13 protein-coding genes are annotated in these 22,392 nt (G+C 36.9%); 2 read left to right on the top strand and 11 right to left on the bottom strand.

The annotated features are described in order from the left end of the window. The first annotated feature begins 78 nt into the window (after window positions 1–78). Both ACUNWD_RS17445 and yaaA read left to right on the top strand, forming a co-directional pair. Window positions 79–1,080, top strand: coding sequence for an SMP-30/gluconolactonase/LRE family protein (locus ACUNWD_RS17445; RefSeq protein ID WP_445589134.1), 1,002 nt, complete (start codon window positions 79–81; stop codon window positions 1,078–1,080). A 127-nt stretch (window positions 1,081–1,207) separates the two neighbouring features. After that, window positions 1,208–1,981, top strand: a complete 774-nt coding sequence (gene yaaA / locus ACUNWD_RS17440) for a peroxide stress protein YaaA (RefSeq protein WP_445589133.1) — start codon at window positions 1,208–1,210, stop codon at window positions 1,979–1,981. 48 nt (window positions 1,982–2,029) lie between these two features. On the opposite strand, the gene ACUNWD_RS17435 is transcribed toward yaaA, so the two are convergent. The 11 genes from ACUNWD_RS17435 to ACUNWD_RS17385 form a co-directional block, all read right to left on the bottom strand. After that, window positions 2,030–3,454 carry a glycoside hydrolase family 125 protein gene (locus ACUNWD_RS17435; RefSeq protein ID WP_445589132.1) on the bottom strand — a complete coding sequence of 475 codons (1,425 nt, stop codon included), beginning with the start codon at window positions 3,452–3,454 and terminating at the stop codon, window positions 2,030–2,032. Between the two features lie 43 nt (window positions 3,455–3,497). Then, the gene (locus ACUNWD_RS17430; RefSeq protein ID WP_445589131.1) at window positions 3,498–5,648 is read right to left on the bottom strand and encodes a GH92 family glycosyl hydrolase; all 2,151 of its coding nucleotides are present in this window, start codon (window positions 5,646–5,648) and stop codon (window positions 3,498–3,500) included. 10 nt (window positions 5,649–5,658) lie between these two features. Beyond that, a complete protein-coding gene (locus ACUNWD_RS17425) occupies window positions 5,659–7,647 on the bottom strand; it encodes a glycoside hydrolase family 97 protein (protein ID WP_445589130.1) in 1,989 nt (662 codons plus the stop codon). Window positions 7,648–7,694: 47 nt separating this feature from the next. Next, complete coding sequence (locus tag ACUNWD_RS17420; RefSeq protein ID WP_445589129.1) at window positions 7,695–8,270, bottom strand: hypothetical protein; 576 nt, start codon at window positions 8,268–8,270, stop codon at window positions 7,695–7,697. Between the two features lie 121 nt (window positions 8,271–8,391). After that, complete coding sequence (locus ACUNWD_RS17415; RefSeq protein WP_445589128.1) at window positions 8,392–9,534, bottom strand: glycoside hydrolase family 76 protein; 1,143 nt, start codon at window positions 9,532–9,534, stop codon at window positions 8,392–8,394. A 72-nt stretch (window positions 9,535–9,606) separates the two neighbouring features. After that, on the bottom strand, window positions 9,607–10,746 hold the full coding sequence (locus tag ACUNWD_RS17410) for a SusE domain-containing protein (RefSeq protein ID WP_445589127.1): 1,140 nt from the start codon (window positions 10,744–10,746) through the stop codon (window positions 9,607–9,609). A 50-nt stretch (window positions 10,747–10,796) separates the two neighbouring features. Further along, complete coding sequence (locus tag ACUNWD_RS17405) at window positions 10,797–12,434, bottom strand: RagB/SusD family nutrient uptake outer membrane protein (RefSeq protein ID WP_445589126.1); 1,638 nt, start codon at window positions 12,432–12,434, stop codon at window positions 10,797–10,799. Between the two features lie 11 nt (window positions 12,435–12,445). Then, the gene (locus tag ACUNWD_RS17400; RefSeq protein WP_445589125.1) at window positions 12,446–15,856 is read right to left on the bottom strand and encodes a TonB-dependent receptor; all 3,411 of its coding nucleotides are present in this window, start codon (window positions 15,854–15,856) and stop codon (window positions 12,446–12,448) included. Window positions 15,857–15,961: 105 nt separating this feature from the next. Continuing rightward, window positions 15,962–16,951, bottom strand: a complete 990-nt coding sequence (locus ACUNWD_RS17395) for a FecR family protein (RefSeq protein WP_445589124.1) — start codon at window positions 16,949–16,951, stop codon at window positions 15,962–15,964. Between the two features lie 76 nt (window positions 16,952–17,027). After that, on the bottom strand, window positions 17,028–17,612 hold the full coding sequence (locus ACUNWD_RS17390; RefSeq protein ID WP_445589123.1) for an RNA polymerase sigma-70 factor: 585 nt from the start codon (window positions 17,610–17,612) through the stop codon (window positions 17,028–17,030). Between the two features lie 107 nt (window positions 17,613–17,719). After that, on the bottom strand, window positions 17,720–22,177 hold the full coding sequence (locus ACUNWD_RS17385) for a lamin tail domain-containing protein (protein ID WP_445589122.1): 4,458 nt from the start codon (window positions 22,175–22,177) through the stop codon (window positions 17,720–17,722). Window positions 22,178–22,392: the final 215 nt, after the last annotated feature.

Here is a 22,392-nt window from a genome sequence, read left to right as displayed (position 1 = left end):
GAAAATAGAATAAACCTGCAACTGGATTAATATCTGTTTGCTTTTTCTTAATTTTAGATGAATTCAAAATCATCTATTATGAAATCAATTTCTATATCCATATTGTTTGTTTCGATATGTCTTTTTGGGTATTCGCAAAATATAAAACCAGACAGCAAAATTATAGTTGACGATCCGAAGTTACATCAGATCATTCCTGAAAATGCACAGATTGAAATACTGGCAGAAGGTTTTGAATGGAGTGAGGGGCCTCTTTGGCTTGCCTCTGAAAGCAAAGTCATCTTCTCTGACATTCCCAATAACGCAATTTTTGAATGGTCAGAAAAAGGAGGCAAAAAACTTTTCTTAAAAAATTCGGGCTATACTTCAGACAAAAAACGTGGCGGTGAAATAGGTTCCAATGCACTATTATTGGACAAAGATGGTAGGCTAATTCTTTGTCAACACGGAGATCGAAGAATTGCCAGAATGAACACGGATTTAAAAAATCCAAGTACAGACTTTACTACTATTATCGATAAATATCAGGGAAAAAGACTCAATAGTCCAAACGATGCGACCTTTCATAAAAATGGTGATATCTACTTTACAGACCCAGCCTACGGATTGGAATTCTACCTGGATGACCCAGCAAAGGAAATCGATTTCCAAGGAGTTTTTAAGGTTGATAAAAATGGAGAAATTACTCTTTTAACGAAGGAATTATCCTGTCCAAATGGGATCGCATTTTCTCCGGATTACACCAAATTGTATGTAGCCAATTCTGATCCTGAGAAAGCAATCTGGATGGTCTATGACGTAGCCAAAAATGGCTTATTGAAAAATGGGAAGGTATTTTTTGATGCAACTGAAAGAGCAAAACACCAGAAAGGACTTCCCGACGGGATGAAGGTGCATCCCAATGGTTGGATTTTTGCTAGCGGACCAGGCGGTATTTTAATTTTTACACCCGATGCTAAACTTCTGGGAACTATTTCTACGGGAGAAGAAACTGCCAATTGCGCATTCAATAGCGATTTCACGCAATTATATATTACAGCCGATAACTATCTGTTGCGCGTCAAACTAATCGAGAATTAGCCATCTATTCAGAAAAATATAAAATACAAAATTTTAAATATTACTATTTTTTCAAGGTGAAATGAGTAAATGAAAGTAAACCTTTCAAATTCAAACTTGTTTCGGTAATGAAAAAAATGAATCAATTATGATAGCAATAATATCGCCAGCAAAATCACTCGACTTTAAAACCAAACCAGTTATTGAAGATCACACCATTCCTATATACCTGAATGACGCAAAAAAGATTAATAAGCAACTAAAAACTCTTTCTCCTCAAGAACTGGTGAAATTGATGGGCATTTCGGCAAAACTTGCTGAACTTAACTTTGAACGAAATTTTCAGTGGAAGCCTCCTTTCACTCCAGAGAATGCCAAACAGGCTGCACTTGCTTTTAACGGAGATGTATACCTTGGCTTGGATGCAAATACGTTAACTGCGAACGAATTTAAAATTGCACAGGAAAGAATCCGTATCTTATCAGGATTGTATGGTTTGCTAAAACCTCTTGATTTAATTCAGGCATATCGCTTAGAGATGGGTACGCGACTTCAAATTGGTAAGTACAAAGATTTGTATGATTTTTGGCAATTAAAAATCACCAAAGAACTTAATAAAGAATTAGCAGCCAAAGGTGGAACATTAATCAACCTGGCGTCGATTGAATATTTTAAGGCAATAGATAAGAAAAAATTGAAAGGAGAAATTATCACTCCGGCGTTTAAAGAACATAAAAACGGTAAATATCAAATGATCTCCTTTTTTGCAAAAAAAGCTCGGGGTTTAATGTGCCGTTTCATGGTTAAAAACAACATACAAAACCCCGAGGATTTAAAAGCCTTTGATCTGGAAGGTTATTATTTTAACAACGAACTTTCCAAAGGCAATGATTGGGTTTTTACAAGAGATAAACAACTATAAAAGTATTTATCTCTTGCGTCCCAATTAGACATTTTAAAGAAGGAACGGTTATAATTTCATTCCTTTATTTACTAATTTAAGTATTAGCTCACCAAACAGCGTATTGGCCCAGGCAAACCACGAACGAGTGAAATTTGCAGGATCATCTTTGTGGAATGTTTCGTGCATAAATCCAGTATCTGCATCGGTATCACGAAGCGTTTTCACGCACCAAGCTATTTCCTTTTCATCAGAACTGGTCATTGCACGCATAATGATACTCATTGGCCAAACCATATCGTATCCTACGTGTGGGCCACCAATGCCTTCAGCTGCTTTTCCTTTAAAGAAATATGGATTGTCTTCACTCCATACCAGCTTGCGTGTATTTTGATAAATTTCATCATCCTTATCAACACATCCCAAGTATGGTAAAGCAAGCAAACTAGGTACATTTGCATCATCCATAAAGGTAGTGTTGCCAAAGCCATCTGCCTCAAATGCGTATACCTTTCCATATTTAGGATGTTCTACAATTGCATATTTTTTAACAGCGGCATCTACTTCTTCAGACAAAGCTGAACATTCTTTTGCAAAAGCTTTATCGCCTGTAACTTCATTACTGATTTCAGCAAGTTGTTTCAATGAAACAACTGCAAATAAGTTTGAAGGGATCAAAAAGCCATAAGTAGCTGCATCATCTGACGGACGGAAAGATGAGTTGATTAAGCCTACAGGCTTCAGCGGGCGACCGTATCCATGATTCGATACTGTATCTAATTGCTGAGGCGTTTCACGTTGGAATTTATACGGTCCTAAACCATCTTTGCGTTGTTGCTCCTTAAATGTTTTTACAATTAAAGCCGCAGCTTTTTGCCAGTCTGCATCAAAAACGCTTTTATCACCGGTAGTTTTCCAGTAATTGTATGCCAAGCGAACAGTATAGCATAACGAGTCAATTTCCCATTTGCGTTCGTGCAAACCTGGTTTCATATCAGTCAAGTCGCTCATCCAGTGCACTTCTTCTTCTTTCGTTTTATTGAAAGCGTTGGCATAACGATCCAACAATACACATTGTGTTTGACGATTCACCACACCAGCCAACAACGATTGCAATTCAGCATCATCGTTTGCCAATGGAAGATAAGGCCATACCTGGGCAGTAGAATCACGCAACCACATGGCATGAATATCACCTGTAATTACAAAAGTATCAGGCTTACCGTTTATCTTTTCATACTCTACAGTTGTATCCAGTGTGTTTGGGAAACAGTTTTCAAACATCCAGGCTAACTTAGGATCTTTCAGTTTTGCTTTGGTAGAAGCAATCACTTTATCAACAGTTTTCGAAGTAAAATTACGTTCTCCAACTGCCGGACGATTAGTTACATAACTCGCACGACTATTTCCTGCGAAAACACGACCACTACCTGCTACTGCTAATCCTGCAATAGTTAGGCTTCCCTTTTTAATAAAATCTCTTCTTGAATTCATTTTTATTTTCTTTCAAATTTGCACTTAATTTTTCTATCCTTTTTTATTTTGTTGATATCACTAATTTATTGCCGGTTTTTAATTGATCATGAGCAACGAAGTAACCATCAACTTTCGTTCCATCAATGGAAATATCAGTGATTTTTCTTCCATTATTATTTTTCACAACGGCAATTTCTGATTCACTTCCCAAATCCAGTTTTATAGAATCAAAAATTGGAACAGAAACAATATACTCAGCATCCGCAGGCGAATAAGGGTACAATCCCATTGCAGTAAATACATACCAGGAAGACATTTCGCCGGCATCATCCATTCCGCTAAGAGCGTTTCCAGACGCTCCCATTCCATAGAAATGATTCATTATACTATCCAGATACATCTGTGATTTTTCCTGCTTGTCTGCAAAGTAATACAAAAATGGGAAACTATGGTCTGGCTGATTGCCATGACAATACTGACCAATAAATGAAGAAACATTTCGAGCAATATAATTTCCATTCCATGGAATAGTAAACAGAGAGTCCAACATCGATTCAAAAACTTCCTTGCTATCATACAATTCCACTAATCCTTCGGTGTCATGTGGCGCAAAGAATGACGACTGCCATGCATTGGCTTCTCTGTACATGTATTCGTAATAAGGATACTGAGGATTAAAGTTATCAACCCAATCGCCATTCTCCAACCGACCACGCATCAGACCGGTGGATGGGTCAAATAGATTTTTGTAGTTGGACGTTCTTTTCATCAACATCTGATAATTGTCTTCGTCTCCAAATTCCTTTGCCAACAGTGCAACTGCATAATCATCATAGGCGTATTCCAATGTTTTGGTTACGCCAGCTTTTGCTTTTGACTCCACATGCGGATTTTCAACAACCGGAGTTGATATATAACCTTTCTCCATGTATTCAGCAATATGCGGACGAGTACCCCCGTCTAAAGTGGCATTGCGGAGAAGTAAGTTGTAAGCACTTTTTACATCATATCCTTGAATACCTCTTAAATAAGATCCGGAAACAAAAGCTGCAGCATGATCACCATGAAAAAAAGTTGGCATAAACCCTCTTTTCTCTCCCTTGTCAATCATTGATTGAATTACGTCGTTAGTAACGTCTGGTGATAATATTCCAAGCAAAACTAATTTATTGCGATAGGTATCCCAGATAGAAGGAGTTGTATAATATCGAAATCCTTTATTAACAACTGTTCTACTTGCATCGGTGAAATCTCCGTTCACATCACTTCGTAATGCCGGCCATAAAAATGAACGATATAGGGAGGAATAAAACAACTCTTTTTGACGATCCGTTCCACCGGTTACTTCAATTTTCGACAACAATTCCGACCAAGTTTCGTTCGCTTCATCTTTAACATCAGCAAAGCTCTTCGTTGCAATTTCTGCTTCCAGGTTTTCTTTGGCATTTTCCAGACTAACGAATGAAAGTGCCACCTTAATTTCCAAAGGTTTGCTGTTACCATCAAAACTAACCACTGAAATTTTGTTGCGGCCTTCACCCAACGAATCAATCGATGCAATCTGATGATTCGTCTTTGCATAAAAATAAATTTTATCGCCAGTTTGTTGAAAACCTTTAAAGACTGATTCACCTTCCTGCTCGATTGTCCAATCGCGCACGCGTTCGTTAGACCGGGATAAGTTTACAACCAGCTTTTTATCTACACCATCTTCATATGTGTATTTATGAAATCCACAACGCAAAGTTGAAGTTAGTTCAGCATTTACATCGTATCTATCAAGATACACCTGATAATAACCCGGTTTTGCAGATTCATTCTCATGACTAAAAGTTGAACTAAAGTCATCAGCATTCACCTCTCCGGAAACTGGCAAGAAAGGTATGTGACACAAATTCCAATGTCCTTTATTGGTGTGAGTAAAACCTAGAATTTTGGTATCCTCATATTCATAACCTGCTCCACTTCTCCATTCTGTAATCGGACTTAATTGTACCATGGCATTTGGAACTGAAGAACCTGGATAAGTTAATCCAGCCCAAACTCTCCAATTTTCAGGAGGAGTATATCCACAATCAATGCTGTCTTGCAGGGGCGCAGTTCCTAAAAAAGGATTGACGTAACTTGTTAGTTCTTCCGAACTTTTATTTTGAGTCGGGGTACAGCTTACCACCGCAAATATAATTGCGAAAACAAATATTATATATTTCATCAGTTTGGATTTATTCAATGACTGCAGCCCAACCTCCGTCGCGGGCCAGCTCAATTTTTAATACATCATCTTTCTTCACCTGGCCTTCAACTTTTTTATAGTCCACAGCTTGAACGCCCGCATTTATACCATCCTGAAATGATGTTATTTTATACACTTTGCCAGATTTTAGAAAACTTAAGTCCAATGTAATGTCGCGTGCTTCGGTATCAGTAATTGCTCCAATATACCATTTATCGTTACTCCGCTTTGCCACTACAAAGTATTTACCAGCTTTTGCATCCAAAACTTTTGTTTCGTCCCAAACAACCGGAACACTGGTGATAAACTCGGTACATTCACGTTCGCGATAATAATAATAATATGGATTGTCTGCCAACATCTGGATACCACTCTCCAAAACCACATACAATGCCAACTGATAGGCTCTTGTCCCAATACTAACGGTATTAGTTCGTGAAGGTCTGTAGTCTTCCGGATGCGTTGAGTTCATTGCCCCAGGAGTAAAATCAGCAGGACCAACAGCATTTCTGATAAATGGAAGATAAGCGTTATTTGTTGTTGTGGCTCTTCCACCCCAAATATTCTGCTCCATTCCCACAATACCTTCATATGCTAAAATATTAGGTAGGGCACGTTCCATACCTGCAGGTTTAAAGGCACCATGATAATCAACGAAAAGATTGTGTTTCGCAGCTTCTCTTGCTACACGCTCATAATATTTTACCATCCACTGATCACTGCGATCCATGAAATCAATCTTCACCCCTGCAATTCCCCAGTCACTAAATGTTTTGAAAAGCTCCATGTTATTTTCAACCGTCAGCCAGGTTAACCATAGAACAATTTTTACATTCTTTGATTTTCCATATTTAATCAATTCAAACAAATCGATAGTTGGATTTGGAGTATAAGGATCGCGGGTGCTTTTAGCCCAACCTTCATCCATAATAATATATGGAATACCAAATTCAGAAGCAAAATCAATGTAATACTTGTAAGATTCCAAATTATATCCGGACTTAAAATCGACTCCATACAAACGGGCATCATGCCACCATTCCCAACTAACTTGTCCGGGTTTAATCCAATCTGTATCACCTAATTCATTCGGGCGGGATAATTTAAATACCATCTCATTCTCAAAAATCTGCGTATCATCAGTACTGATCATGAAAACTCGCCAAGGGAAATTACGGTTTCCGGTAGTTTTTGCGATGTACTCAGCCTCTATCAGCAATTTGACACTTCGGTCACCATCGTCACCAAATTCTACTGGACATTTTGGAAACCTGCTATCCATGGCATTTCCATCAATAGTTTTCAAAAACAAACATGGGTAGTCAAATAAATCAGCTTCTGAAATCAAAATTTTAGTTTGCTGCTTGGTATCAATCAAAACAGGTAAAGTGCTTTTATCAAGTTCAATGGCATCAGTCGTATTGGTCTCCACATAAGTAATCTCATACGAGCTTTTAAATGAACCTGTCGGAGACCATACAGCGTCAAATTTTGCAGGAAAATTCAGATGAACATCTTCATTCAATACTTCAATATCATCTTTCCCTTTATTGGTAATAAACCGATAGGCAACACCATCGTTATATGCCCGAAATTCAACTGAATACTTATTCTTAAACTTCATTAAAAGCACGTTGCAATTATTTACAACTTTTGCATTTCGTAGGGGAATTTCTCTTTCTATTATTTCATCAATAACAGACACTTTTTGTGAAGCCGACTTTGGATTATCTCCCAGTACTTCATCTTTAAGACGCAATCCTAAATAACTATTCTCTAAAAGAATCTGATCATCCTGGTAAACAGAATAATAAATTTTATCATTCAGGTTAATCTCAACTTTTATACTTTTATCAGGTGAAAAAAGTTCTGTGCTTACATTTTTTGCATATCCAGAATAGGATACTATTAAAATAAGAACAATCAAAGAGCAGGTTCTCTTAAAGAATTTAATACCAATTAAAAACGTTTGATTCATAATAGTTTATTGAGTTAATATTTATTGTGTGTGTTAAAATTATTCAATCAACATATTTGCTCCCCAAACCGGAACGACTGACCAATCATCCCAACCAATTTACCCTCCAGACTTCCTATAAGACTTTCGTTCCTATTGAAATTTGAAAATTCGAAGACCTCCCGCAACTCGCTATTATTATTTCTTATGAAACAGAATTGCCAGCGAAAGCTATCATCAAACAACGAATTCATTGAATTGAATGACTTATCAAACTGAATCCGCTGATGATCAGCTTTATCGATTCGAAAATAATAATGAAAAAGATTATTGGCAAGTAAAGAGAATTCAAAAGGTACTGCACGAGTTACAGTATGAACAACTTTTGACCCCAAATGCTGCATATATCCGGGTGTCGGATTTATTCTTTCGATGAGATACTCCTTGTGTAATTGCTTTTTTACAACAAATGCACATTCTAAAGTACTATTAGATGTGCAATCATTGGCATAAGTTATTTCACTAGTAAAAGAGGTACTCACATTTTCAAAACGTTCGAAATTAAACAAGTTAAAATAAGGAAAATAACAAAAGCTAAAAGAGACAATTATGAATAAGAAAGATTTTAAGAAAAGATATTTCATTACCTAATTTTTTTTGGCCAATAGCCCTGTCTCTTTATATTTTAACCCGATGCAATATCTCCCTCCTCAAAACAGCATGCAATATACAACACGATTGAATGATATAAAACCCCAGAAAGAATTAAAAAATATTTTCATTTTCAAGTAATGCGGCCGCTTCAATTAACATAGCACCACTTGATTGAGTTGTTAGCTGAGTTGATGTCCCTGCCTTGGCTTTCCAATAAGTACCAAACAGTACAAAATTTTTATTAGTTCCTTCTTTCCATAAAGTTTCGGCATTGTGTCTCAAAAAGGTAACGTAACGTTTCCTTGTCGCTTCAGGAAGATCTGGAAGAAGAATCAATTGCGTAAAATAACGCACAAACACCCCTTTAAATAATCCACCGTCTCCATCACCTTCACTTTTCATTATCTGATCATTACTATTTATCAAATTATTGAGAGTATAATCAGCAGCCTTTATTGCATCATTTAAGTAACCTTTTTCCCCTGTAATATAGTATAATTCCAATGCAGAACCCAGAAATGTTCCCTGATTATAGGTGAAGATCCAGGCAGTTTGCGTCTCTCCTGTACGTGCATTTAGATTGTCATATACCGCCCCATTTGCAGGATTGAACAAATACTCTTTCTCCCAGTCGTAAATATCGAGCGCCCATTGTTTATCGGCTTCACTACCAAATTGTTGAAACAAACGAGCAGCAAGAATACACGCAGGCCCGTTAGAACAAGCATTTTTGCTGTACAATTGAGCTTTTCTCCAGGCGATGCCACCACCGCCTTGATCATTCCATCCAGTTTTTATATCGTTCCAAACGTCGATCGCCGCCGTTTTATATCTTTCCTGACTGGTTGCGTTATATGCACGAAGCATTGCCAAGGCATTCCACTCCATATCATCATAAAACTCATTATAGAATGAGTTTCCATTTTTAGCTTTTACGCCCTCGTACCAATCATTGATTGTTGTTAAATATAAATTATCACCGGTTCTTTCATAGGCGTCGATAGTAACATCCAAGGCATGAGCTTGTGGCCAATAATGAAAATCTGTATTACTATTGTTATCGTATTGGAAATAATTATCTGCTGCATTCCAATATGAATAAATGAACGATGAGCTACTACTGTCCGCAGCAGCTTCCCAGTTTATTTCAATATCAACGGTTTCGTTTCCGCCGTTATCAATTCCATCATCTTTACTACATGCCTGAAAAATACACAGAACAGTTATTAAAAAAATTAAGTTCTTAATCTTCATCTTATCCATCCGTATTAAAATGCAAATTGAGGCAGGAAAAACCTGCCTCAATGCTATTATTAATTAAATCTCTTATTGATCTCCTACTTTCTCAACATTATGAGTGTATGGTCCTTCAGCATTAAAGGAAGCAGTAACATCAACATATGCCATATCCATGATTCCATCAAATTTCCACTTATCATCCCACTGCGATTCAGGAACAACAGTCATATAATAATATTCTTCATTTCCGGTTGGGCGTCCATCTGTTTGATTTAAAGTACCCCACCATTCAACACTTTCATTACCTTCCATATCGCTAATTAGCATTGTAAATTTGTAACGCTCGTCACGTCCCCAACCTTCTTGTTTAAATTCAAGTGGTTGATTAGAAGCTTTAAAAATACCATTGCCAATATAATCCAATGTAAAAATATTTTCGCCTAGTGGGCTGAAATACAACCTGAACTCAAGTACCTTGGTTAGCACTGTTGAACCAACATTGAAATCTATATTAATGCGGTAAACACCTGTAGTTTCTACAGTAGAAGAAGAACTACCTTCTTTTAACACGTTATTTTCAATGTAGAATTGTCTTGGTGTTCCAGAATTTGAATCAACAAAATAGTATGGTTCACCTGCAGTAAGTTGAGTGTAAATTTCGAATTCACCAGGAGCAATTGCTTTCATAATTGAAGCATCAGCTACATCAGCTCCACCTTCTGAAGCTGCCCCAGAAACGTATACATCAACAGGAACTTCAGCAAAACCAGCCAAACGGGTAATTTCCATGGTACGAACTTCTTCTCCAGCTAATTCATTGATTCCCTTTGAAGAGAATACAGTCCAAATAAGCTTACCAGTTTCAGCAGCACCAATTCCGGCCATTGCACCAATTTTATTCAACTGCTTATGGGTAATTGTAGCATGGTTGTATCCACCATTGTTATCAGAAGCCAGTTTATAAATTGGCTCAGAAAAATCACCACCTTCAACATCAAAAGCTACTTCATAAAGTACCATACCGCTGTCTTCAGCTTTTGCAGGTTCCCATTCAAAATATACTGATGCAGATGCAGATGTTTGTAAAACAATTGCTTTATTATTCGCTGGTTCATATAGCGTTTTAACCGAGGTTACGCGGGTATCTCTAAGTCCTTCTTCTTCACATCCGAAAAATGCCAATAGAATAGAAGATAATATAGTAAGTCTGATTAACATTGTTTTCATAATCGATATATGTTTGTATTTTTTGTTCATTTTTACTTAACTCTTGTGTACTAATAATTTGGATTTTGTCCAAGATTTGGATTTAAGTCTTTTTGTGACTGAGGCACTGCCCACAAGTAATCTCTTTCAGAATTGAAAGATCTCTTGTCAAGCTTAATATATCCATTGTCGATACTTGGGTCACCATATTTTGCACCATGAGGATTGCCATTTAATACAACCTCCGCAGTTCTCCAACGACGTAAATCAAAGATTCTAAGTCCTTCCAATGCTAACTCAACACGACGTTCACGACGAATGATGTTTTGAAGGTCTGATTTGCTCCATGCACCATCAAAGTTTAAAGCACTAACATCAGAAAATCCAGCACGCTGACGCAAAGCCTTAATGGTCATATCCCAAGTGCTTTCATTCATTTCGTTTAACTCATTTTTAGCTTCAGCGTACATCAACAGTACATCTGCATAACGAATTAAAATCAAGTTCAATCCAGAAGTAAAAGATGCCAAAGATTCCGGATCATAATACTTACGCATGTAGTATCCAGTTCCTGTTGAGTTGGTTCCTTGTCCTTTGTACTCATCAACAGCAGCTGACTCGTCTGGAGCAGTTCCTGGCTGAATGTAAATCGTCTGAATAGTTCCATCAGGTAATCTCCATGGGAACTCGTGGTAAACAACGGTAGCTGTTAAACGTGGATCACGATTATTATATGGATCGTTTTCGTCGTAACCAGAATTTGAGTCACTAATCGGACGTCCGTTCATCATCAAATAATCATCAACCAACTCTTGTGTTGGAGACATTTGGTTCACCCTTGCACCTACAGAAAGAGGAGCATAGTCGAAATACTCACCCCATGTACGAAGTGAAGGCACATAACCAAGATCAAGAATTACTTCCTCATTATATTCATTCTCTGGCAAGAAAATACCTTCGTAAGATGGGAACAAACTATATGATCCGTATTGATCTGAGTTAATTAATTTTTCACAAGTGCTAACGACATTTGCCCAATCATTGCTATACAAATATGTTCTGGCTTTAAAGGCAATTACCGCGCCCGAAGTGATTCTTCCAAGGTCTGTGTCTGCATATTCTTCATTGGTAGGAAGATCATCAACAATTGCATCTAACTCACTTCTTACAAAAGCCAATACATCAGCTTGAGGAGTTCTTTCAATTACTTTTGTCTCATCAAGTGTTAAATCTGTTTCGAATAAAGGAATGTCTCCATACCAAGTAGTCAATCTGAAAAACAAATAAGCGCGAATAAAGCGGGCTTCAGCAATCATTCTTGCCTTTAACGTTTCATCCATACCTTCAATTCGATCCACATTTTCAAGGAAAGTATGACAGGTTTTTATTCCTTCATAACTATTTTTCCATTCGTCCTGAAAACGTCCATTAGAAGCATCCGCTTGTCCAGAAGAAATCATTTTCTCAGCACTTGCTCCTCTACCTTCGTAGATATTATCGCTTAAAGCTTCTGTTTTGAAAAAATAACTGGCGTTATACATTTGACTGTAGGCCATATTCAAAACCATATTGGCTTTTTCTGGAGAAGTCCAATAGTTTGCTTCTGTAAATTTATTTGTTGGAGCCAGATCCAACTCATTACAAGAGGTGAAAAGTATCAATATTACACTTGCAATGCCGGCACTATATTTTAGAAATTTCTTTTTCATGTAATTCATTTTTAAAATTCTAAATCTAAACCAAACCCGTAGTACTTAAGCGTAGGATAGTTCCGGCCACTGTTCGCACCAGTACCTCCTGTTCCTCCCATATTACTTCCAAACTCAGTCGATTCAGGATCGATGAACGAGACATTTGAAATAGTAAATAAGTTTTGTGCACTCACACTTAGACGTAGTTTTTGAATTCCCAATTTAGATGTTACCTGACCTGGCAAAGTATACCCCAGTTGAATATTTTTCAAACGGATATAAGATGCATTGAATAGGTAGATATCTGAGCTTTTTTGATAGTTATTTGTGTTTGAAGCAGATCCTGGAGCAGATAATCTGGGCCACTCTGCATCAGGATTAACCGGTGTCCAGAAATCCAATTGGTGATTATAAATTACGTATGAATAGTTGGCATGGAATGGCTCTACTAATTCACCACGCAGGAACATATCACGTTTTCCAACTCCTTGAATAAGCATGCTAAAATCGAATCCCTTCCAGGTCAAATCATAATTTAAACCGAAGGTATAGCGAGGGAATGCATTTCCTAAAACCTGGCGGTCTTTGTCATCAATCACTCCATCTTCATTTTTATCTACATACTTAACGTCTCCAGGTTCTACAGTTGCACCAATTGGTAAGGCACTATTGGCAATTTCTTCATAACTCTGGAATAAACCATCCGTTTTATATCCATAATACGAACCTAAAGCAACACCTTCACGAATCAACTTCTGCAGCTGGTCATTTGAATTGATTTGCTCATTTCCACCGAAATCAACAACCTCATTCTGAGAATCTGCAAGGTTCAGTCTAAAGCTATGGTCAAAATCTCCGGTTCTTGTATGATAATTCAGGGTTGCTTCCCAACCTCTGTTTCTCATGTCACCAGCATTTTCTTTTGCAACAGCTCCTCCAAACACAGAAGGAACAACTGGAGTCAATAGAATTTGAGAGGTAAGCTTGTTAAAGTAATCTAACGAAACTGAGAATTTATTACTGAAGAAAGTAGCATCTGCTCCAATATTAAAGTTTGCAGATTGTTCCCATTGCAATGAACTGTTTCCAAAATCAAAACCTGTTCCGGATACGGCAGCGTTGTTAAATCCGTATGAATTTGTATAAACGGTATATGTCGTAAAATATGAGTAATCATCAACATTCTGATTACCCAATACACCATAAGAACTTCTGATTTTCAGGTCACCAAAACGATCTTTGTAACCAGCCATAAAGTCCTCTTCTGAAAGTCTCCATGCAGCAGTAAAAGATGGAAAAAATCCCCAACGATAACCTTCCGCAAATTTTGAAGAACCATCATAACGGAAACTTACATCTCCATAGTATTTGTCTTTATAATTATAACTTCCCCTTCCAAATACAGAATAGATACTTCTTTCTTGTGTTTGTGCTGGCGTATTATAACTTGTCGGATCGATTTCAGTTTCAGTTTCAGGAAGACCCAAATCACGATCAGTGTATTTCATTTTTATCTCATTAGCTTGACGAGTATAAGATTCATTTGAAACACCAAGCAATCCAGAAACACTGTGATCTTTATTAAACGTACGATTATAATCCAATAAGAATTGAGTATTTAAAATGTACCTTTTCTCATTGAAATCTTCAGTATTCCTAGCATCATTCGCATAAGAGTTAGGCTTTGTAGCTGTTTCGCTAGAGTAATAAGGTACTTCCAAACTTCTGATAAATCGATGATTTGAACTCAAATCCAAACCAACCATTCCTTTGGCTGTAAGACCATTGGCAACTTCCATCTCAAGATTTAAACTTCCCAGGAAATTATCGTCATCTTTTTTCTGGTAGCCACCAGCTTCCAAAAGCCCAAGTGGGTTGAATTGAGAAAGAACGTCATTAATTAAATATTTTCCATTCTCACCTTTCAATTTGTAATTGTAATAGTTTGGAATCCTTGATCCATCAACCATCAATACTCCGGTACCTGCATTCGGTGCATTTTGCATGGTGCGGTTAAATGACATTAAAGCACTCACTTTCAATTTGCCATACTCGCTAACCATGTTCGTACGGAAGTTATAACGTTCAATGCCGAAATCCCCAACAAAGTTACTCTCCTGGTTATAGTACCCAGCAGAAATCATATAGGTTGAATTTTCGCTACCCCCAGAAATGCTTGCATTATAATTTTGTTGCAAGGCGCTTTGTAAAATTCCATCCAAAAACCATTGACCTTCTCCATTTTCCTGGAAATCCCGGATTTCAGAAGGTGTGTATTTGGGTGATGATCCGGCATTAATCAAGGCCTGATTTTTCAACAATGCATTCTCATATCCTTTTACCGGAGAAAACAATACATGCGGATCCTGATAACCAGTCATTGTGCTCAAACGTACAATTGGCTTATTATTTTTTGATCCTTTTTTGGTTGTAACCAATATTACACCGTTTGAAGAACGAGATCCATAAATAGCAGCACTACCTGCATCTTTCAATACTGAAATATTTTCAATATCTGCTGGATTCAGGTTGTTCAGACTACCCACTTCCGTAATCATTCCATCAATTACAATCAACGGATCATTGTTATTCATTGTACTGATACCTCGAATGTTAATATTCATGCTATTATCATTCGGGTTCATACTTTTTTGCTGGATAATGAGGTTTGCGGAAGCACCTTGTAACGCCTGCATCGTATTTCCAACCGGACGATCCTCAATTAAATCCGCATTGATTTGATCAACAGAACCAGTCAGGTTTTTCTTTTGCATGGTTCCATAACCAATAACCACAACTTCCTCAACACCGATCACATCCTCTTGCATCACCACATCGATAACGCTTCGGCCGGCTACTTCAACTTCCTGGGTAATCATACCAATAAATGAATACACCAAAACAGCATCTCCAGGAACATTTGACAAACTGTACATTCCATTAAAATCGGTGATCGTACCTTCCGATGTTCCTTTCACAACTACAGTAATTCCGGGAATAGGCTCACCTGACTCGCCTTTCACCACACCAGCGACGGCTTGTTGCTGAACCATTTGTTTGTCAAATGATGTCAAGTATTGATTTGAAGCACTTACAGCAATATACTTGTCAAATACCTTGTACGACAAGTTTGCTTTAGGCAACACTGCATCCAGCACTTCAAAAATGGTCCCATTGTCAATATCTATATCAATCTGCACATCCTTACTAAGCTCCTCACTACGATAGAAAAAGTGATAGTCAGTCTCATTTTCAATATGCTCGAAGATTGATTCGAGGGATGCTTTTTGCATCTTCAAATTCAATCTTGTGTTTTGCCCATATGATGAGCCAGCATAAGTTTGCATGAGACTCAGCAAGAGCAGGAAAATGGTTATTCGCATAGCTCTCAATAATTTACACAACCGATACCGGTTGCTACAATTAAACGATTTTTTCATAAATTTGTATTGTTTAGGATTAATACTAATCTTCCACCCGAAGATTTGATTCTAAAAATTTTACAGATCGGGAAATACGGCAAATATTTTCCGGTCTTTTTTTTATTACATAGGCATCTTTTTTAAGATAATTAAGTTTGGATTTTCATTTCTTATTTGAATTGAATAATCAACATTGGACGTAAATTTTAAAATGTCCATTATCTGATCTATTGGTTTATTTTTCAATATAGCACCTGTAAACTTCAAATCTCTGACTGATTCATCATCAAAAACAATTTCAACATTAAACCATCGCTCAAGTTTTTGTGCTATATATTCCAATTTTTCATCCCTAAAAAAGATGGTTCCATCTTTCCATGATGTGTAAAAACTGGTATTCACTTTTGTGATATTTATCTGATCATTGTCGGCTGAATACAATGCATTTTGATCTGGTTTTAAAACAGCCATCACTTTCCCCTCTAGGTTCTCAAGACGAACTTTTCCTTCAACCAAAGTCACATTAGCTTCAGCAGATTTCTCAAACGCTTCAACATTGAAACTTGTTCCCAAAACATTTATGGAAAGATGTGGGGTGAGTACGTGAAAAGGTTTCTTTTCATTATGGGTAACCTCAAAATAAGCTTCCCCGGTTAGTTTTACTTCCCGTAAATCTTTATTGAATTTTTGAGGATATTCTAATTTTGCTCCTGAATTCAGCCAAACATGGGTATTATCAGCCAAAATAACTTCTGCACTTTCGCCAAAAGGAACAATAACTTCATTATTCGCAATTCCGTTACTTCCAAGTTTATTTTGAATAAGATAGAAGGAAAAACCACCAATTAAAAAAGCCAACAAGAATATTGCCGCGTATTTGTATACCGCCAATTGAATCCTTTTAATTTGATTAGCTGGCTTTGTTTTCTTCCCAAAAACATCTTTTGCCAATTCATCAAAATTGGCAAACCCTGAATAAGAATACAGGTTTTTAATTTCATTAAATTCTTTTTGGTTGGCATTATCTTGTTCTATCCAATCTAATATAGATTCGATTTCTTCCTTATTCGTAATTGAATTTGATGCAAACCTATGTAGTTTTTCTTTGTCCATACATTTGGCTGTTTAGTAATATGTACTGATTAGATTAAAATACCCTATATGAAAAATTACTTTTTTTTTCAGGGAACTAGCGTAGTAAGAAAAGAACCAATGGTAGATAGTTCTTTAATGCTTTGCGAAAAACTTTTAATGATCTGGTAATGTGCGCCTCAACAGCTTTTAGTGAGATATTCAATTCATCGGCAATTTCCCGATTCTTCTTATTTTCAAACCGACTTAACTCAAAAACCAATCTGCTTTGGGGAGGAAGTTTCTCAAGCGTTTGATTGATAATTGTATTTATCTCATCGAAAATAAGAGGAGATGTTTCCAAATCGTTCAATGAAGACTGAAGCACAGTCAAAGTCCGATATTTCAAATTGTCACCATGAAGTTGCTTAACTTTTAAATGATCAAGCTTTTTAAGACACTGATTCTTTGTCAAAGTGTATAACCAGGAAGACAAATTATTGACTTCAGCTAGTTTACTTTTATCCTTCCAGATGATTGAGAATACGTCCTGAACAACATCTTTTGAAGATTCTTCATCATTCAAATATTGATTTGCAAATAAATACAATCGTTGGAAATAGATATTAAAAACCAGTCCAAAAGAGAATTGATCTCCTTTAGCTAGTTTTACTAAAATCTCTTTCTCGTTAATGCTATTCATTCACACAATTAATTGAAGTACAGAACTAGGATAATACCAAAGCTTTCGTTGCAAATATAGGAATGAATTTTAAAAGGGAAATAAAACAGGCATCATGATAAACGGGTCTAAATGTTAATGATTCTTATTGAAAATGAACCGCTGCTTAAAACATATATCCCCTTCGGCAAATCATTCAAATCGAGAACAGCTTCACCTCCCCTATCAACAACAATTTCTGTAACCTTAAGTCCGGAAAGATTATAAATGGTAACATGACTCTCCTCCGAAAAACCACTTAAATACAAGATCCCCGTTGTCGGGTTTGGATATACTTTTGGCTGATTTTCCAGAGCCACTTCGCTCGAAGTTATTAATTCATCCAGTGATGTAAGCTCCCAGTTTTGACCAAGATGATTCCCTAAAGTAACATCTTTAAGAATCAATGCCTGCCCGGCCTCAGTTATTATTGGCCATGGAGCAATATCTTCGTAATCAACCTGATCAATGATAATTCCATGTGAATCAATCAAATTAATTTTCTCTCCATTGTTATCCAGTTTTCCACTGCCCCACTCAAGTTTATGGCCATAAAAACTTTGTACAATGTCGAATGATTTATCGGCGGTTAGCACTAATTTTTCATCAACAGCCAGCGTAATATCATCCGGAAATAAATATTCAACCCCTTTACTTATTTTGTAGCCTGACAAATCAACGGACTTTGTTCCCGAATTAATTATTACAAACAATTCAGGCTGATTGATACTGGCTATATAATTAATCGCAAAAATCTGAACCATCGGAGGGGCTTCCACATCAATTTGCAAAGCACCGATATTACCATCAGTTCCAGAACCAATTGCAGGAGAATTACTTCTCAAACTAAAATCAAAATTATTAGGATCGGTGAATAATGGATCTTCAAAAAGATTATTTTGATTTAATTCCAAAGTATCTACATCCGACAAACTGTATGAGGTATTCATTTTAGAATATTTATCGCCAAAAGCCGAGTATTGATATGAATTGGACAAGATTGAGTTTTTAAGCCATATATTTCCTCCTGCTTTGCCTGGATTTTTTTCAAAAGCGTAAACAGCAATACCGCACCCATAATACGTGCAATTATTAATCTTCACGACACTTGAATCTTTTGCCACTGTTCCACTATTACAATTTACAATTATGGAGTTCTGAACATCTACTTTTGATTCCTGTCCAACGGAAACACCTTTATCGGTAATATTGTAAATAAAATTACTATCAATCAATACATTCTTAGACCCTTCACCAATATCTATTGCGTCCGAATTTTCACCATAAAAACCTTGAAAAACACAATCAGTTATTTCTGCACTAATACTGCCATCCAAATCAACCCCATCTGTATCCGGCTGATCATTCCCAACAAACTCACAATCCCGGATGACAGCCTCTCCATACTTCACATTTACAAGATCACCCGTCACCTTTGAATGGAAATAGCAACCTGTCAGTTCAACGTTGGAATACCTTGCGACAACCGGATTATCCCAAACATCTTCAATGATAATACTATCGAGTTTTACATCTGAATTATAGATGGAAACTGCAGCATTCTGCCGGGTTGGATTACTGCCAATTGAAGCATCTTCAATAATAGTATTCGCTAATTTTGATGTACTTGTAGCGTTCTCAATAACAATTGCCCCCCACTTCTTGATGGGTGAATTAAAATTCGATTTGAAAATCACCGGCTCTGTTTGTGTTCCATTACTTTCAATTGCTCCATTAACATACATACTCACCCCATCTTCCATTAAAATTTCCACACCTGCATCAATCGTTAATGTTGCTTCTGGCTGGATGACAATATCTCCAGTGGTGTAATAGGGAGAACAATCTTTATATAGATGCAAATCTTCAGTGACTATCTCGGGTATCAGACAATTATCATTTTGCTCAAAAACAGCAACTAAATTTGTGTTATCCTCCAAAGCCAGATTGTAAGTATTACCATACGAAATTATCGCATCATTTACTTTTGTAGCTGATAAACTGAGATCAAAACTAATATCACTACTTGATGGATACCCTTGATGCACTTCCACTGCAACTACATTGGTTCCATCTACAAGCCTAGAAGCATCAACGCTAAATGCTGAAAATTCGGTTTCTCTTGCCCCACTTAATGTTGCGCTAGCCATTGTTCCGGCTTCAATTATTCCACCCGGCATATTTGCACGTACAGTTTCTTCTCCATTCAAATAAACCACAGCACCATCATCGAACCTCAACCAAATCGTAAGATTGGAATAATCATCAGCATTCTCCACAGAGAATTCCTTCCGAAAATAAGTGGTGATATTCTTATGATCTGCATCCCCGGTATAACTAACCACTGTGTTCTCATCTCCATCACCATACCCCAATTCAGCCATACCTTCAGACCACGAAGAATCATCATATTCCTGTTGAATCCAATTCGCACCTAAATCCACTCCTTCATCGTTGTATTTCCAGGTATCTTCCTTCTCAATAAGATTATTAGAATCCCCGCTTTTCCAACCGATAAAATTATAGCCATTTATTGCATTTGCTTCAAAGGCAACTTCTCGACCAACAGGATACCTACCAAAGCAATTGGTTTCAGGAACGATTAAATCGTTAAGTTTTACAACTCCGGCTTTCGCAGGCTGCACTGCAACAGACAAATCAATCAAGTTTTCGCTGCCAAATAAATTATCCAAAATGATGCCAGGACGAACATTGGCAAAGTCCTTCATTTCTGAAACTTTTCCATTCCAATAGGCAACCGACTCTATTGGGTCTCCATAATTGGAACTGGTACCAGCCCATCTTTCAACATGCTTTGGTATCTCACTTTCAATATTGGATGCAAATTGATCGATTACCTGATGCATCCTTTGTGGACAAAATGTAGTAAATAGATGATCGGCAAATCGAAGTTTAAAACTTTCTGAAAAAGAAGAATTTACCATCAAATTACGAAACGGAAAAACTGTTTTCCCAATAAAAAAATCCAACAAATTACCGTTATCATCAATAAATCCTCGGTCAGTGTCAAACAACAACCACCTCCATTTCCCAAATCCCTGAGGTTTCCAGGCCATTACATTGTGACCAACGGAACTATTTGAGGCATACATTTCACTAATTATGTAATCGGTGAAATTTTCTATATCCATCTGAGTAGATACTAAGTCATAGTTAGCCTGATTACTTAAATCTTTTTCGTAAACACTTTTAAATGTGTCATATTGATAATAGCTACCTTCCTCAACGTTTTCACCGTTTTCAATCATATCAATATTATCAACTACGAGATCGTTTTCCTCTTTTATAAACTCTTCATTAACCTTCGAACGGATATTATGAATTCCCATGTATTGCCCGTTAATATAAACCACACAGGGCCTAAATCCTTGAATATCCAAATCCATATTTAATTGAGTTGAATACTGGATCATTCCATCGCGAAATAATGTATATGCCCAATCACTTCCGGAAGCCCTTAAAGAGAAAGACTCGAACGTGTGGTTCTTTCTATCAAAAAAAAGTGGATACTCTATATTATTAGAGCCATAACTCTTATCAAAATAAATCCCCAGCATCTTTTGCGGAAGCTGCCATGAATGGAGACCATTTATTTTGGCTCCGGCGCGCTCATTAAAACCAGCTCTATCACTCCCATCATTTTCAAACAATTCGATATTAATAGGTATTTCCCAATCCGGATGGAAATCCTGCGCATAAATACCGATAGTTGGATCCCAAAAATTTTCGGGAGCAGATGCTATTGAAATAACAGGTAGTTTCCCAATTGAACTATCGGAATCAATAAAATAAGAATGTGTGATTACTTCACCCGGAATATTATCCGATTTAAATATTCGGGCCCTTACAATGGTAGTCGCGCCAATATTTATCGGATTCTCATAAATTGGAGAATTATTATTTGGTTCCGATCCATCCAAGGTGTATCGGATGTAACCGTCAAATCGATTAGCTAAAGTCACAGAAATCGGACTGGAATAAATACCGCCACGAATCGAAAAATCTGGAATACTTCTTACGATTCCCTCAAAACTAGAATTTCCATTTGATGTCCCCGGAGTGGGTTCGTTGAAATATCGCCACTCACCAGTGCCATTTGGTACCCGCCCCATTGAAATATTGGATTGCTGCAAATCGTATATTAATGAATCTACTATTTCTCCGGATGGATCTGACAATGCAATCTCTTCTCCATCTGCAGAGAGTTTAAAACTTGCATGCAAACCAGTTCCAAAATCATCAAGCCAAATAACAACAAATTCTTTTGCCTTTAACTCATAGTCTATCGCAATCACATACTTCTGTGGATTAGAAATATTATCGCTAATACTATAACCGTTAAGATTTATCGAAGAAGTTCCAACATTATATAACTCCACCCAATCTCCAGATTCGTCATAATCAGGATCATTAACAAATCCGGTATTTGATGCCATAAATTCATTAATTATCACCTGTCCCCACGATTGTGAAAAAGCCAGTATGCAAAATGAAATGATGATATATTTTAAAAAGCGGGGTGTCATAATCCTAAATTAAATTTACCGATAATTAAAGAATGCCAAATTAATAATAATCCTGAATCCGGACTATTTTTAGAGCTATTTATAATTTCACCCAACTTCCTCGAACAAGAGCAATTTTGATGGAAAAACTGAACGAAATATCAACAAACAAAAGGAGGGATTGTTGTTTCGGTATAATGAGTAGAAAAATGAGGAAATCCATCGAGCCTTTCAGT

The sequence above is a fragment of the Sunxiuqinia sp. A32 genome (assembly GCF_052690465.1).
The sequence above is the reverse complement of the archived record's forward strand: the minus strand, read 5'-3'. Positions and strand labels throughout refer to the sequence as shown.

What these genes read in the sequence shown, in the direction of transcription:
- ACUNWD_RS17445 (WP_445589134.1), top strand. Translation starts at nt 79, where the DNA reads ATGAAATCAATTTCTATATCCATATTGTTTGTTTCGATATGTCTTTTT.
- yaaA (WP_445589133.1), top strand. Translation starts at nt 1,208, where the DNA reads ATGATAGCAATAATATCGCCAGCAAAATCACTCGACTTTAAAACCAAA.
- ACUNWD_RS17435 (WP_445589132.1), bottom strand. Translation starts at nt 3,454, where the DNA reads ATGAATTCAAGAAGAGATTTTATTAAAAAGGGAAGCCTAACTATTGCA.
- ACUNWD_RS17430 (WP_445589131.1), bottom strand. Translation starts at nt 5,648, where the DNA reads ATGAAATATATAATATTTGTTTTCGCAATTATATTTGCGGTGGTAAGC.
- ACUNWD_RS17425 (WP_445589130.1), bottom strand. Translation starts at nt 7,647, where the DNA reads ATGAATCAAACGTTTTTAATTGGTATTAAATTCTTTAAGAGAACCTGC.
- ACUNWD_RS17420 (WP_445589129.1), bottom strand. Translation starts at nt 8,270, where the DNA reads ATGAAATATCTTTTCTTAAAATCTTTCTTATTCATAATTGTCTCTTTT.
- ACUNWD_RS17415 (WP_445589128.1), bottom strand. Translation starts at nt 9,534, where the DNA reads ATGAAGATTAAGAACTTAATTTTTTTAATAACTGTTCTGTGTATTTTT.
- ACUNWD_RS17410 (WP_445589127.1), bottom strand. Translation starts at nt 10,746, where the DNA reads ATGAAAACAATGTTAATCAGACTTACTATATTATCTTCTATTCTATTG.
- ACUNWD_RS17405 (WP_445589126.1), bottom strand. Translation starts at nt 12,434, where the DNA reads ATGAAAAAGAAATTTCTAAAATATAGTGCCGGCATTGCAAGTGTAATA.
- ACUNWD_RS17400 (WP_445589125.1), bottom strand. Translation starts at nt 15,856, where the DNA reads ATGAAAAAATCGTTTAATTGTAGCAACCGGTATCGGTTGTGTAAATTA.
- ACUNWD_RS17395 (WP_445589124.1), bottom strand. Translation starts at nt 16,951, where the DNA reads ATGGACAAAGAAAAACTACATAGGTTTGCATCAAATTCAATTACGAAT.
- ACUNWD_RS17390 (WP_445589123.1), bottom strand. Translation starts at nt 17,612, where the DNA reads ATGAATAGCATTAACGAGAAAGAGATTTTAGTAAAACTAGCTAAAGGA.
- ACUNWD_RS17385 (WP_445589122.1), bottom strand. Translation starts at nt 22,177, where the DNA reads ATGACACCCCGCTTTTTAAAATATATCATCATTTCATTTTGCATACTG.